The sequence below is a fragment of the Enterococcus sp. DIV1083b genome, from assembly GCF_051713705.1.
GTDB lineage: Bacteria > Bacillota > Bacilli > Lactobacillales > Enterococcaceae > Enterococcus_D > Enterococcus_D casseliflavus.
In genome coordinates, this window is the sequence record NZ_JBIOQJ010000001.1 from 2365427 (window position 1) to 2378930 (window position 13504).

Below are 13504 nucleotides of genomic sequence, written 5' to 3' on the forward strand. Positions count from 1 at the left end.
CCCCCTTTGTTCTTTTCTAAGGTACTTTAATAGCAAGGAGTGTGAGCAGATGAAAATTGACAAAATCGAATACAAACGAGTCATCAACGGTGCGGGACACCTTGAATACGATTTGCTGCAATATTTAGAAAAGAATCGGGCGACTGCTGCACAAAACCTGAAACAGTCTGAGATCGATTACCTTTTAGAAAAAGATATTCAGCATCGTATCATCCAACATGCGCGTAAGAGTTTCTTTGGCGATACGATCGTTTTAAAAGATGAATATGCCGAAGATTATCTTTTATTAAAAAAGTATACGGATATGTTCCAAGAATCATTCTAAAAAAAACGCAGAACCAACTGGTTCTGCGTTTTTCTTATTCTTCGAAATGTTCTTTATAAACATCATCGACTGTCTGGTTCGGGTCGATCACGATATAAAGGCTCTTCGTTTTCTCACTGATTTTTGTTGATTGGTATACGTTATCCAATCCTTCCGTATCTTTGTCCTTATATGGGAAATACACAAGATCCGGTGTACCGTTACGGTAAAGAATTTCCATCCGTTCGATATCTTCATATTTCAACGCACGGGCAAACATCCCTAATTCAAGCCCACCTAAGTTGATGTCATGCGTTGCCACATGATCGCCTTCTTGGAAGATTTCAATTTTGAACCCAGCACATGGATGAATCTCAACAAATTCGCTTCCGTGGATGCGGCCAAAACTGGTCGTGATTTGTTTGATCCACAAGTCACCGATGTAACGGCGCTCAATCGTCCATGTTTCTCCATTACGGAAGTAAAATTTTAAAGCTTTCATTTCTCTAGCCATGACAAAACGCTCCTTTTTATTAGTAATACACTTTAATTCTAACACATAGTCGCCATCGGGACACAAATTAACTTTGTTTTTCGTTGACTTTTTTCATAAACCGAGAGATTTCCACTGCTGCTCGTTGATGCGTCCCATTGGCAATGATCTGTTGTTTCGCGTCTATTACCTGATAATGAAATTGGAGCCCCTGTTCTTTTTCCCACTGCACAAGAACTGTGATTGTCGCTCCAACTGGTGAAGGCTTCAAATGATTGATCGAAAACTTTGTACCGACGGTAGTAAACCCTTTATCTAAAGTAGGCTCAAGGGCTTCCCAACAGGTGTTTTCCACCATTGCTACCAATCGTGGGGTTGCTAAAACGTCTAATCCCCCAGAACCCAAAACAGCCGCAGTGTCTTGCTGTCCCACGATAAATTCTTTTTTGCTTTCCATTTTTCAGTTATCCCTCCTTTGCTAAATACGCTTGGACAAACGCTAATAGTGCTTCTTTTTCATTAGGGATTTTTCGTGTGATGACTGCAGCTTCGGCAGCGGTCAAGACTTCTTTGAGCCACGGACCAGAAGAACGATCGATCGTTTGTAGTAAATCACGTCCATTGATCGCCAACTCCTTCAGTGAATGGATCGGCAGCTGCTGATAGCGCTGACTGATTTTTGCTGGATCGTTGGGCTGATTGTCATAACGCAATAATCCTTCGGCTAAACAGGTTGCTTCTAGACCGAACTGATACAACACTAGGTCATTCCATTCGCCGTTTCGACGCGCGAGCAGTGCTTGATAAGCCGTGTGTACTTGGCGGATGCAGTCATTGGAACATTTCCAAGCTTTTAAAAAGCTGCGGACTGCCTCTGGCGCTAAACCCATTTGGTCAATGAGCAAAACCCAGGCCGCCGTTTCGTTTTCTAATGGGATCGCTGGCAGGTCTGCCATCCGCAGTAACGCCTCACCGTATTCCCGCAAGCCTGGGCAATAGATATAGCATTCGGTTTCTACTAGCGCCCGTAGTGCTTGGTTCCGATGATTGCCTAACAGCAATTTCACGAATTCAATCATGATCCGTTCAACAGAGATTTTTCCCAACAAGGCATGATTCGCATGGATAGCAGCCAATGTTTCTGTTTCTAAAACAAAGCCCAATTGACTGACAAAACGCAGCCCCCGCATCATTCGTAGGGCGTCCTCATGGAAACGTTCCTGGGGGTGACCCACTGCTCGTAAAATCTGATTATCGATATCTGCCAGACCATCGAAAAGATCAATGATGACACCATCTTCTTGAAGTGCCAACGCATTGATGGTAAAGTCCCGCCGTTTTAGATCTTCTTTCAGGGAACGGACAAAATCCACTTTGTCGGGTCTGCGGTAATCTTGATAGGCTGCTTCCGTTCGAAACGTAGTGATCTCATACTGCGCCTGCTCCCACAAAACCAACACCGTCCCATGCTCTATGCCAATGTCAATGGTTCGAGGAAAAAGCGCCTTGATTTCGGCTGGAAATGCACTGGTAGCAATATCGACATCATGAATCGGCTGGCCTAAGATCGTGTCTCGCACGCTGCCGCCGACAAAGTATGCTTCATAGCCTGCGGCTTCGATTTTTTTTAAAAGCGGTGCAGCTTCTGCAAATTCTTTTGGTAGTTTAGTCAGTTTCATTTACTTTCCCATCTTTTCTTTCAAAACGATACGCATCCCGCTGATTGAATTTTGCCATATTTTCCTCAAACACTTCAGTCAGGTCGATGTCTAGTGAATTGGCCATGATCATCGTCACAAAGAGTACATCACCGAGCTCTTCTGCCACTGTTTTTTCAACTTCATCGCTTTTTTTATTTTTTTCCCCGTAATAGTGATTCACTTCTCGCGCCAATTCGCCGACTTCTTCGGTCAAACGAGCCATTTGGGCGAGGGGGCTGAAATAGCCAGTTTTGAATTGCTGAATATACGCATCGACTTCTTCTTGCATCGATGCCAAAGAACGTTTTTCTGTCATTTTCTCCACCCTTTCTCGTTTATCTTACCAAAAGAATGGCTGCCTGCCTAGATAGAGCCCCCTTCAGGATTTGTTGTGCATTCAATGATTTCGTGCTACATTGATACTTGTGGAAGTTGAATAACGGAGGAAACAGGATGCGGGCATTTTTTTCATGGCGAACGATTCGCGATATTGTTTTGATTATTTTTGGTACAAGTATCTATGGCTTCGGTCTAGTCTATCTAAATATCCCAAATGACTTAGCAGAAGGCGGTGTGACGGGGATCACCTTGATCCTGCGAGCCTTATGGGGAATCAATCCTGCCATCAGTACACTGATCTTAAATATTCCAATCATTTTGATCGGTGGCAAAATTCTTGGTCGACGCTCATTAGTGTATACGATTTTAGGAACTTTTGGTTTGTCTTTTTGGTTGGCATTTTGGCAGAGTGTTCCCCTATTGATCGATCTGCAGCACGATCTGCTGATCGTTGCGCTCTTGGCTGGTTTGATTGCAGGGATCGGTAGTGGGATCGTCTACAAGGTCGGGGGAACGACTGGCGGAGTCGATGTATTGGCACGTATTTTAGAGAAAAACTTTGGGGTGACAATCGGTCGTTCCCTTTTGATCTTTGATGTGTTCGTCCTGTTGCTTTCTTTGACTTATATAGATTTGAACCGCATGATGTATACCTTGATTTTTTCTTATGTCTTCACGCGCGTGATCGATTCGATCCTAGATGGCGGCTATTCAGCCAAAGGGATCTTAGTGATCAGCAATCACAGCGAAGAGATGGCTCCTGTTTTAATGGATGAATTAGAACGAGGCGTCACGTTTTTACAGGGCGAAGGGGCTTACTCAAGAGTGTCGAAACAAATCATTTATATGGTGGTCAGCGGGCGGGAGATTTCTGAAGTCAAGCGTATCGTTCATGACTTTGATCCGCAAGCGTTTGTTTCTGTCATTAATGTCCATGAAGTCGAAGGTGAAGGCTTTACCTACTTAAGACCTAAGTCGCGGTTCTTACAGCGCAAAACCGCTGTTCCTAAAACAAAATAGAGACTGAAAAAAGCAGCCCCGGTTAAAGGGCTGCTTTTTGCTTGTTACCGGCTTTCTTCTTTTTGCTGGAGCAAGTGTCGATTTACTTCATCGGAAAGTTCTAAGAAGGCATCACGATCCCCATTTTCCAAGGCTAGATCGATTTGCCGATACAAGGTATCGATTTTGGTTTTTGTTTCTTCTTTTTCAAGATACTGGGTAACATGTTGGGTCATTTCTTGATCCAAGTGGTCGTTCCAACGTTCATAAGGATTGTCTTCTAAAACTGCTAAATAAAAGGATTGCGACCAAGAATCTGGGAAGAGACATTCAAGATACAAGGGTTGTTTCCAATTCATGCGAATCTCATGAAAAATCTGATCAATGTCATAAAAGGTCTGCCCTTCGATGCTCAAGACAAACGGTTCGCCCCCAATTTCTGTACTGCGGACACTCAAGCCCCGTTTGGCTGCGGCTGCCCCTTCTACAAAATGAACATTGGTCAAGATCGCTTCATGGTTCGCCAGATAGTTTAACACCCAAGAGACTTCTCGGCGGCTGAAGGAAACGGTCGAAACTAACCAATTAAGAAACTTTTTCTTTTCTTGTACATTGATGTTCATTTCTCTCACCTATCTTTCTAATAAGTCCTCCACGATCGACTGTACTTCTAAATCACCTGGCTCATGCGCCAAATAATGTTGCAGCAAATGAAGTGCTTCAGGTAAACGCCCTTCTTCACGTAAGAAAATGCCATATTCTTTCATAAATGCTGGCTCATGGTGCAAATCAGCATTGGCTTCTTCGTAATAGTTTGCTGCTTTGTCAAAATCTTCCAGCGCATTATACGCTTGCGCCAAATTCCAAAGGGCATGCGGCTGTTCATCGTCTTCCATTCGTTCGATGGTCAAGATCGCTTCTTGCCAACGCTCTTCATTCAAGTATAAATTACTTAAGGTCAGTAACGTATCATCTTCTTTGTCACCAGTCTCCAATGCTTTTAGTAAAAATGATTCTGCTGCTTCACTGTCATGAAGTCGGTAAGCATTCTCGGCAGCAAAATGATAGAAATCCACTTGATATGGATCTTCATGAATCCCTTCTTCGATCACACGCTGCGCTTCTTCCAGCTGCTCTTCTTCTTGCAATGCTTCTGCAAGATAAAGATACAAGGCACGGTATTGCGGATTCATGACCCGCAACTGCTGCAAGTAGCGAATCGCTTGTTCATTTTCTTTTAGCTGCAAATAGACTAAAGCTGTTTGAAAAAGACGCTCATCGGTCTGTTCGTCTTCTAGGCTTGCTTCAAAATATTCCAATGCCTCTTCAAACTTGCCCGCCATACTCAATGATGTACCAGTCCGTTCAACGATCGAGATCCCCGAAATATCCGTGATTTCTTCTTCCAGCAATCCTTGATAAAGGTCAACGGCTTCTTGATAGCGATCAGTCGAAAAGGCTAACTCAGCTAAGGCAAACCGTATCAAAGGTTCATCTGGCACAATGCTTTGCGCTTCTTTTAGTTTGGCTTCACTAACTTCAGGGATACCGATCAATTGGTAAAGATCCGCACTCAATAGCAAGGCTTGCAAATACGCTTCACTGGTCGGTGGTATTTGATCAATATAGGCAAAAGCCGTTTCGATCTGGTCTTCTTCCATCGCAATTTCTGCTAAAGGAAGCAGCAAAGCTTCATTATCAGGATGTCGTTGCTGCAAGGTTTCAAATAACGTTTTCGCCTCTTCCAAAAAACCGATCTGCAATAGTTCATCACCTAAAGCGCCTAATGTCTCATCATCATCTTTTTGCAGAGCTTCGGTAAAATTTAATTGTGCTTCAGCCAGTTCTTCCGCGGCTAATGCTTTTAACATTTTTTCACTATATGTTTCCATTTAAACCCCTCGAATCTCATTGATTAATCGCTGATAAGTCTCCATCGTCTGGACGAGATCTTTTTCCTCGATTTTTGTTCTGCCCCCTATTGTACCAACTTTTGCCAAAAATAACAGTTTTTTTTCTTTTTGCTGCAATTCCAGTACATGACTAAAATATTCGCTTAATGAAAAAGACTCGGGCAATTCGATAGGAAAACCCAATCGGGCAAGCCATTGGCAGAACACGGGCAGATCGACAGTCAATTGCTGCTGCTGGACTGTCCACATAAAATGAAACAAAAAGCCAAAGAATAATTTCATCGCATCAGACAGCAAGTGCCCATTTTCCGTTCGATAAGCAGCATCGGCAAAGAGTTGGCCAAACTCCTCCAATTCGCTGCCTGATTGCTGGTATAGTTGGATCAACCGATCGGTATACGCAGCCAACGAATGTCTCATCAACGCCTGATGACTGGGATAGGTTCGATAAAGCTCTTTTAAAAAATCACTATCGGCAAGCGCGCCACAACGAATCAGAGTCAAAAAATCGACCAATTTCCCATCGATCTGTTTTTCTGCGATCGTCTGATCGTAAATAACAAATTCGGGTGTATTAGGATTTTCCAGCATCGGGATATCTGGCTTTTTCACAACGATCGCTGTTTCTTTCACACTTTTAGCTAAGGCTCGCAAGGAAACGGGAATCAGCCAAAGCTGTGTCGTCAGAACCGACGTCGCGTGGATAAAACTGCTCAATGCCAACACGCCTTCATTCCCAAAGCCGACGATCAACAGCGGCTCTTGTTTTGAAAAGCGACCGAAGAAATCCATTGCAGCTTTAAACTCGCTAAAGTTGTTGCAATACATTTGATTGGTACAAATATACCAATTGACCTCTCGTGGCAAAAACAGGCGGGTCAATTTTTCTGAAAAGCGGTCATAATAGCGCTGATTCGTCAAAATGATCACCTGCTGCGGCTCGATCGACTGTTCTCTCATGACCGATGCTAGTGTTTCACCATAAGAAATTTGGGTTTCTTGTTCATTTCGGAAAAAAACAGCTTCCATCGGCTCACTCCTTTGCTACTACTTCCTATTATAACAAGAAGCCGCTTAAACACCTACTAAATCGCTAATGATTAGGAAGTATTTTCCTGTGATTGGTTCAATGATCCGATAAAAAGCAAAAAACATGATTTCCTCTTCTTCCAAAGGAAAATCATGTTTTTTCTTAAACCAAAAGTGAGTAGAGTGATTGATTTTGCTGAAGGTTGATATAGTTTTGGTCAAACTGTTCAATTCGTGACAGTAATGCGGGGAGATCTTTTTTGTGTTTCAACAAGATTCCCAGCATTACTGGTCCTGTTCCACGATTGATTTTTTTTGTATATTCAAACCTAGTGATATCATCATCGGGACCTAATACATGGCTAACAAATTCCTTCAACGCACCGGGACGTTGTGGGAAATTGACGATAAAATAATGTTTCAATCCTTGATAGATCAGTGATTTCTCTTCGATCTCTGCCATACGGGAACTATCATTGTTACCACCACTCACAATACAGACGACTGTTTTGCCTTTGATTTGCTCTTTGATCAGATCCAAAGCTGCCACACTCAAGGCACCAGCTGGTTCAGCGACGATCGCTTGCTTGCTGTACAATTCCAGAATCGTTTGACAGATTGCGCCTTCTTCCACAGCTACCAATTGATCCACGTAACGTTTGGCATGGGCATAGGTTTGAGCTCCGACTTGTTTGACCGCTGCACCATCCACAAAGGTTTCAATATGCTCCAGTGCCACTGGTCCTTGATGATCAAAGGCGGCTTGCATCGAGGCTGCCCCTACAGGTTCTGCTCCAACAACTTTTATCTTCGGTTGCTTTTCTTTCAAATAGGCTGCGGTTCCGCTGATCAAGCCGCCCCCGCCAATCGCTGCCACGACCAGATCGATCGTTACTTGTTTTTTTTCAGCATCCGCCAGCATCTCTACAGCAACGGTTCCTTGTCCTGCGATAATATTAGGATCGTCAAAGGGAGCAATGAAAGCCATTTGCTGTTCTTTTGCAAAGTGTTTAGCCGCTTGGGCTGCCGCATCAAACGTATCTCCCACCAATTCGATTTTGACATAATCTCCACCGAAAAAGAGGACTTGCGCGATTTTTTGCTGTGGCGTCGTTGTCGGCATGAAAATAACCGCTCGGATCTGCTGTTCTTGACAGGTATAAGCAACACCTTGCGCATGGTTCCCGGCACTGGCACAGACGACGCCACGACGAGTCAGTTCAGGATCTGCCTGGGTGATCGCATAGTAGGCACCGCGTAATTTGAAGGAGCGGACTTTTTGCAAGTCCTCTCGCTTCAACAAGACCGTCGCTTGATACTTCTCAGATAAAAAGCGATCATACTGCAGCGGCGTATGACTCACTGCTCCCCGCAGTCGCTCGTAGGCTTGTTCGATTGCAGAAACTGTCACCAACAAACGCGTCCCTCCTAATCTTTCGCAACAAACGGCATCATTTTCCGTAACTCGCTGCCGACTTTTTCAATTTGATGATTGCCGTTTTCCTCACGCATTTTATGGAATTCAGGGAAGCCGTTTTGATTGTCTTCAATGAATCCTTTCGCAAATTGGCCGTTTTGGATGTCTGTCAATACGGCTTTCATGTTTTCTTTGGCTTGTGCAGTGATCACCCGATCACCAGAAACGTAGTCACCATACTCAGCCGTATTCGAGATCGAATGGCGCATTTTTTTGAAGCCTCCTTCATAAATCAAGTCAACGATCAGTTTCAATTCATGACAAACTTCAAAATAAGCCAATTCCGGTTGGTACCCCGCTTCTACCAATGTTTCAAAGCCAGCTTCGATCATGCTGGTCAAACCGCCACAAAGTACGGCTTGTTCCCCGAAAAGATCGGTCTCGGTCTCTTCTTTAAAGGTCGTTTCCAAAACGCCGACCCGTGTGGCACCAATGCCTTTTGCATAAGATAAAGCTGTCGCTTGTGCGTTGCCAGTCGCATCTTGATAGACTGCAAATAAGGCTGGCACCGCAAACCCTTCGGTAAAGGTTCGACGCACCAAGTGGCCCGGTCCTTTAGGCGCAACTAGGAACACATCCACCTCTTCTGGCGGCGCGATCACATCAAAATGAATATTAAAACCATGCGCAAATGCTAATGCATTGCCGGCAGAAAGATTCGGTTCGATCTCATTTTTATACAACGATCCTTGGATCTCATCGGGTGCCAAGATCATGACTACGTCCGCTTTTTGAGTGGCTTCGGCTACTGGAAAGACTTCAAATCCGTCGTTTCTTGCAGCTTCTGCTGACTTTCCTTCACGAATGCCGATAAAGACTTCATGACCTGTGTCCCGTAAATTTTGCGCATGAGCGTGCCCTTGAGAGCCGTAGCCGACGATCGCAATCTTCTTGTCTCCTAGATTATCTGTAACTTCCTCGTTGTAATATACTTTTACCATACTTGTTTCCTCCGAATTCTTTCTTTATTTTAATCAATTCAAAATTGCACTTACCCTCTTGTAAAGCCAGTGACACCCGTCCGTGCCAATTGTTTGATGCCGTATGGACGTAAAACTTCGATGCATGCTTCTACCTTTTTCGTATCGCCGGCAACTTGCACAACGATCGTTTTCAGTGCCACATCGACAATGTGTGCTCGAAATGGATCGATCACTGCTTGGATCTCCGAACGGCTTGTGGTTGGCGCATTGACTTTGATCAGCACCAGCTCCCGTTCGATATGAGGAACTTCTGTAATATCAGAAACCTTCAAGACATCGATCTGCTTGTTCAAATGCTTAGTCACTTGTTCTGTTTCTGCCAAATCGTTCACGTTGACAATGATCGTCATTCGTGAAAATTCTGGCCGTTCCGTTGTGCCGACAGAGATACTCTCGATATTGACCTGCCGGCGGTTTAAGACACTCGTGATACGGCTCAAAACACCTGCTTCATTATGGACGATTGCTGCTAATACCCGTTTCATCCCCTTAGACCCCCATCATTTCATGATTGGCTTTCCCCGGTGGGATCATCGGTAGCACATGCTCAGATGGCGAGACCATTACTTCGATCAGCTGCGGCCCTGCTTGAGAAAAAGCTGCTGCCAATTGATCAGCCAGTTGCTCTGGGGCATCGATCCGACAGCCTTCAATGCCATAAGCCTGTGCCAGTTTGACAAAATCAGGCTGCTGCGCAAAAACGGAGGCAGAGCGCCGCTTGCCATGGAATGTTTCTTGCCATTGGCGAACCATTCCTAAAGAGCAGTTGTTCAATAACACAAATTTGACATTCAAGCCATACTCATTCAAAATCGCAAATTCTTGGTTCGTCATTTGAAATCCACCATCGCCAACGAACACCACGACCATTTTTTCTGGATGAGCAAATTGAACGCCGATTCCTGCAGGGATGCCATAGCCCATCGTCCCTAGTCCGCCACTGGTGATCAATTGTTTGGGAAAGCGAAAAGGATAATACTGCGCGACCCACATTTGATGCTGACCAACATCGGTGATGACGTAAGCCTCTCCTTTGGTCAAACGCCCTACTTCTTCGATGACTTTTTGTGGTTTGATTTCTTGTGTCTGAGTGCGATCATAGCGATAAGGTTTTTCCTTTTTCCGTTTTTGGCATAGATCCAACCAAGTCGTCCAGGTTCCTCTTGTTGGTGGGTACCGCAGCATTTGCTGCAAAGCAGCCTTGGCATCGCCGACGATTGGGATCTTTGTTTCTACGATCTTGCCGATCTCCACTGGGTCAATATCGATATGAGCAACGATGGCCTGCTTGCCGAACTGACTGCCGGCCGTTGCTAAGCGATCATCGAAGCGAGAGCCGATATTGATAATCAAATCGGCTTCTGATAAAGCCATGTTCGCCGCATAGGTGCCATGCATACCGCCCATGCCTAAGAAAAATTGATGATCACTTGGCAGTAAGCCTAAGCCAAGCAACGTTGTCACTGTCGGCAACTTGTACTTGGCAATAAATGCATTTAGTTCAGCCGCAGCTTCGGCAGCGATCACGCCTGCACCCGCCAATACCACTGGTCGCTGAGCTTTTTCCAAGACTTGCATCAGTTTTTCGATTTGCAGACGGGAAGGCTCTGCCGTTGGTTGATAGCTTTTCCTTGTGATTGGCAACGAGCAGGTTTCAGCGGTTTCTTGTAAGGTAATATCTTTCGGAAGGTCGATGACAACCGGTCCTTTTCGCCCTGTGGAAGCGATATGAAAGGCTTCAGCGATCACTTTTGGCAGCTCATCGACACAGCGGACTTGGTAGTTGTGCTTCGTGATCGGCAACGTGATACCCAGAATATCCGCCTCTTGGAAGGCATCTTTGCCAATTCCTGGTACCGCCACTTGTCCCGTGATAACTACCAATGGTACGGAATCACTCATAGCATCGGCAATGCCCGTGACGACATTTGTAGCACCTGGTCCGCTCGTCACTAAAACGACCCCAACATTGCCAGTAGCTTTGGCATAGCCTTCAGCGGCGTGGATCGCGCCTTGCTCGTGACGCGTCAAAATATTCGGAATCGCTGCATCATATAATTGATCATATAACGGCAGGACGGCGCCGCCCGGATAGCCAAAGATCATTTCGACGCCTTGCTCTTGTAAGCTGTCCACTAATACTTGTGCGCCAGTCCTTAGATGCGATGCTTGATACTCGATATTTTCCATTGCTACTCCTCCTCATCAGGTACTCGCATAATCCCGCCCGTATTGGCAGAAGTCACTAAAGCGGTATAACGTGCAAGCCATCCTTTTTTCACTTTTGAACGAAACTTCGGTCGTTCTTGTGCACGCTGGGCAAGCTCTTCATCGGATACTTGCAGATTCAGCGTTCGATTTGGTAAATCTATAATGATTTCATCGCCATCGTTGACAAGGCCTAATGGACCCCCTGCAGCGGCTTCTGGCGAAATATGGCCCACGGCGATTCCTCGGGTCGCTCCTGAAAAGCGGCCATCGGTGATCAAGGCGACATCTTTGCCTAACCCACGTCCAACGATACTTGAGGTAGGCGCCAACATTTCTGGCATACCTGGTCCTCCTTTTGGTCCCTCATAGCGGATCACTACAACATGTCCTTTTTGTACGGTATGATTGTCGATGGCAGCAACTGCTTCATCATGTGAATCAAAACAGATCGCTTTGCCTTTGAACACTTGGACACTTGGATCGACCCCACCGACCTTGATGACACTGCCTTCTGGGGCGATATTACCGTACAAGATCGATAGACCACCCACAGGACTATACGGGTTTTCTTTGGGATGAATAACTTCTTCGTTGTGGATCTTCGCTTCAGCGACATTTTCTCGTAACGTCTTGCCTGTGACAGTCGGTCGATCAGGATGAATCGCTCCCTCGATATCACAAAGCTCCCTTATGATTGCCGAAACGCCGCCAGCTTCATGAACATCGTGCATCGAATAGGCTGATGATGGCGCGATTTTTGAGAGATAAGGCACTCTTTTAGCGATTTCATTGACCCGTCTTAAGTCATAATCGATCTCAGCTTCATTGGCGATCGCTAAGGTATGCAGCACTGTGTTGGTGGAACCCCCCATCGCCATGTCTAAAGCGAAGGCATCATCAATAGCTTCTTTGGTCACGATGTCTCGAGGTTTCACTTGTTTTTCAACAAGATCCATCAACTTAAAGGCGGCTTGTCTAACTAGTTCTCGTCGTTCTTCAGACACGGCAAGAATCGTACCATTGCCTGGCATTGCCAATCCTAAGATCTCTAAGAGACAGTTCATTGAATTGGCAGTAAACATCCCTGCACAGGAACCGCAAGTCGGACAGGCATTTTGCTCCATAAATTCAAAGTCTTCTTTCGTCATGTTGCCAGTCTTGTAAGTCCCCACGGCTTCAAACATGGAAGACAAGGTTATCTGGTGGCCCCGTGGATCAATACCGGCTTTCATCGGACCGCCAGAACAAAAGATCCCCGGTACGTTCGTCCGCATCGCTGCTAAAATCATGCCAGGAGTGATCTTGTCGCAATTCGGGATATAAAATACGCCGTCAAACCAGTGAGCATTGATCACGGTTTCTGCGGAATCAGCGATCAATTCTCGGCTGGGTAGCGAATAACGCATGCCAATATGGCCCATCGCAATGCCATCATCCACACCGATCGTATTGAACTCAAAAGGGATGCCGCCAGCTTCACGAATCGCTTCCTTAGCGATATCTGCTAACTCCCGTAAATGCACATGTCCAGGCACAATATCGATATAGGAATTACATATCGCAATAAATGGCTTGTTCATGTCATGGATATTTTTTACTTGTCCTGTGGCATAGAGCAGACTCCTAGCTGGCGCTGCATCGATCCCTTTTTTAATCTGATCACTTCTCACACTCATCATCTCCTGCATTTTGGAATAAAAAAAAGCATCCCGGTTATAAAAAACTGGGATGCTTTGCCAGAATCCCATTTTACTTACGCAAATAGGACTCAAACAAACGGATAATTTTTGCTTCCGTGTTCTAAGTCCTGGTATCAATAATAATGACTAATAAATATTGATTAAAATTGCGCATAGAAAATGGCTCCTTCATTAGAAATAGTAACGTTCTTGTAATTGTTTACCAATATACCCTTTGCAAAAACACTTGTCAACGAATTTTCTGAATTTTTTTTCAATAATGACAATTTCAAGGAACCCTTCCTCACATTAGATGTCATTTAATCGCTTGCTTCTTTTGATAAAAATGACTTTTAAATCACCTTTATTCTTGCTTG

At 44.9% G+C, this 13504-nt stretch carries 14 protein-coding genes; 2 read left to right on the forward strand and 12 right to left on the reverse strand.

All coding sequences use genetic code 11. The features are described 5' to 3' along the window. Positions 1 to 49 precede the first annotated feature (49 nt). Positions 50 to 325 (forward strand): hypothetical protein, encoded by a 276-nt coding sequence (locus IGI69_RS10920; RefSeq protein ID WP_005229370.1) that lies wholly within the window; start codon positions 50 to 52, stop codon positions 323 to 325. A 34-nt stretch (positions 326 to 359) separates the two neighbouring features. Here IGI69_RS10920 and IGI69_RS10925 read toward each other — a convergent pair whose 3' ends face one another. The 4 genes from IGI69_RS10925 to IGI69_RS10940 form a co-directional block, all read right to left on the reverse strand. Beyond that, the gene (locus IGI69_RS10925; protein ID WP_005229368.1) at positions 360 to 818 is read right to left on the reverse strand and encodes a hypothetical protein; all 459 of its coding nucleotides are present in this window, start codon (positions 816 to 818) and stop codon (positions 360 to 362) included. A 67-nt stretch (positions 819 to 885) separates the two neighbouring features. Then, positions 886 to 1254: a thioesterase family protein gene (locus tag IGI69_RS10930; RefSeq protein WP_005229366.1), complete on the reverse strand. Its 369-nt coding sequence runs from the start codon at positions 1252 to 1254 to the stop codon at positions 886 to 888. A gap of 7 nt (positions 1255 to 1261) precedes the next feature. Then, complete coding sequence (locus IGI69_RS10935; protein WP_005229364.1) at positions 1262 to 2476, reverse strand: CCA tRNA nucleotidyltransferase; 1215 nt, start codon at positions 2474 to 2476, stop codon at positions 1262 to 1264. Further along, positions 2463 to 2813, reverse strand: a complete 351-nt coding sequence (locus tag IGI69_RS10940; protein ID WP_005231912.1) for a nucleotide pyrophosphohydrolase — start codon at positions 2811 to 2813, stop codon at positions 2463 to 2465. The genes IGI69_RS10935 and IGI69_RS10940 overlap by 14 nt, the downstream gene beginning before the upstream one ends. A 137-nt stretch (positions 2814 to 2950) precedes the next feature. Here IGI69_RS10940 and IGI69_RS10945 point away from each other — a divergent pair, with 137 nt between their 5' ends. Continuing rightward, positions 2951 to 3856 carry a YitT family protein gene (locus tag IGI69_RS10945; RefSeq protein WP_128432492.1) on the forward strand — a complete coding sequence of 302 codons (906 nt, stop codon included), beginning with the start codon at positions 2951 to 2953 and terminating at the stop codon, positions 3854 to 3856. 44 nt (positions 3857 to 3900) lie between these two features. On the opposite strand, the gene IGI69_RS10950 is transcribed toward IGI69_RS10945, so the two are convergent. The 8 genes from IGI69_RS10950 to ilvD form a co-directional block, all read right to left on the reverse strand. Then, a complete protein-coding gene (locus IGI69_RS10950) occupies positions 3901 to 4458 on the reverse strand; it encodes a YpiB family protein (protein WP_005229358.1) in 558 nt (185 codons plus the stop codon). Positions 4459 to 4467: 9 nt separating this feature from the next. Next, positions 4468 to 5727 carry a tetratricopeptide repeat protein gene (locus IGI69_RS10955; RefSeq protein ID WP_115232576.1) on the reverse strand — a complete coding sequence of 420 codons (1260 nt, stop codon included), beginning with the start codon at positions 5725 to 5727 and terminating at the stop codon, positions 4468 to 4470. Then, positions 5728 to 6777, reverse strand: coding sequence for a hypothetical protein (locus IGI69_RS10960; RefSeq protein WP_438740823.1), 1050 nt, complete (start codon positions 6775 to 6777; stop codon positions 5728 to 5730). A gap of 163 nt (positions 6778 to 6940) precedes the next feature. Continuing rightward, the gene (ilvA, locus tag IGI69_RS10965) at positions 6941 to 8194 is read right to left on the reverse strand and encodes a threonine ammonia-lyase IlvA (protein ID WP_034695989.1); all 1254 of its coding nucleotides are present in this window, start codon (positions 8192 to 8194) and stop codon (positions 6941 to 6943) included. 11 nt (positions 8195 to 8205) lie between these two features. After that, positions 8206 to 9195 carry a ketol-acid reductoisomerase gene (ilvC, locus tag IGI69_RS10970; protein WP_438740824.1) on the reverse strand — a complete coding sequence of 330 codons (990 nt, stop codon included), beginning with the start codon at positions 9193 to 9195 and terminating at the stop codon, positions 8206 to 8208. A gap of 50 nt (positions 9196 to 9245) precedes the next feature. Next, complete coding sequence (ilvN, locus tag IGI69_RS10975; RefSeq protein ID WP_005229349.1) at positions 9246 to 9722, reverse strand: acetolactate synthase small subunit; 477 nt, start codon at positions 9720 to 9722, stop codon at positions 9246 to 9248. Between the two features lie 4 nt (positions 9723 to 9726). Beyond that, the gene (ilvB, locus tag IGI69_RS10980) at positions 9727 to 11427 is read right to left on the reverse strand and encodes a biosynthetic-type acetolactate synthase large subunit (protein WP_010749292.1); all 1701 of its coding nucleotides are present in this window, start codon (positions 11425 to 11427) and stop codon (positions 9727 to 9729) included. Positions 11428 to 11429: 2 nt separating this feature from the next. Further along, positions 11430 to 13118, reverse strand: coding sequence for a dihydroxy-acid dehydratase (gene ilvD / locus IGI69_RS10985; protein WP_015510070.1), 1689 nt, complete (start codon positions 13116 to 13118; stop codon positions 11430 to 11432). Positions 13119 to 13504: the final 386 nt, after the last annotated feature.

Bases quoted from the DNA above. Each gene is read 5' to 3' on its own strand.
- IGI69_RS10920 (WP_005229370.1), top strand. From the start codon at position 50: ATGAAAATTGACAAAATCGAATACAAACGAGTCATCAACGGTGCGGGA.
- IGI69_RS10925 (WP_005229368.1), bottom strand. From the start codon at position 818: ATGGCTAGAGAAATGAAAGCTTTAAAATTTTACTTCCGTAATGGAGAA.
- IGI69_RS10930 (WP_005229366.1), bottom strand. From the start codon at position 1,254: ATGGAAAGCAAAAAAGAATTTATCGTGGGACAGCAAGACACTGCGGCT.
- IGI69_RS10935 (WP_005229364.1), bottom strand. From the start codon at position 2,476: ATGAAACTGACTAAACTACCAAAAGAATTTGCAGAAGCTGCACCGCTT.
- IGI69_RS10940 (WP_005231912.1), bottom strand. From the start codon at position 2,813: ATGACAGAAAAACGTTCTTTGGCATCGATGCAAGAAGAAGTCGATGCG.
- IGI69_RS10945 (WP_128432492.1), top strand. From the start codon at position 2,951: ATGCGGGCATTTTTTTCATGGCGAACGATTCGCGATATTGTTTTGATT.
- IGI69_RS10950 (WP_005229358.1), bottom strand. From the start codon at position 4,458: ATGAACATCAATGTACAAGAAAAGAAAAAGTTTCTTAATTGGTTAGTT.
- IGI69_RS10955 (WP_115232576.1), bottom strand. From the start codon at position 5,727: ATGGAAACATATAGTGAAAAAATGTTAAAAGCATTAGCCGCGGAAGAA.
- IGI69_RS10960 (WP_438740823.1), bottom strand. From the start codon at position 6,777: ATGGAAGCTGTTTTTTTCCGAAATGAACAAGAAACCCAAATTTCTTAT.
- ilvC (WP_438740824.1), bottom strand. From the start codon at position 9,195: ATGGTAAAAGTATATTACAACGAGGAAGTTACAGATAATCTAGGAGAC.
- ilvN (WP_005229349.1), bottom strand. From the start codon at position 9,722: ATGAAACGGGTATTAGCAGCAATCGTCCATAATGAAGCAGGTGTTTTG.
- ilvB (WP_010749292.1), bottom strand. From the start codon at position 11,427: ATGGAAAATATCGAGTATCAAGCATCGCATCTAAGGACTGGCGCACAA.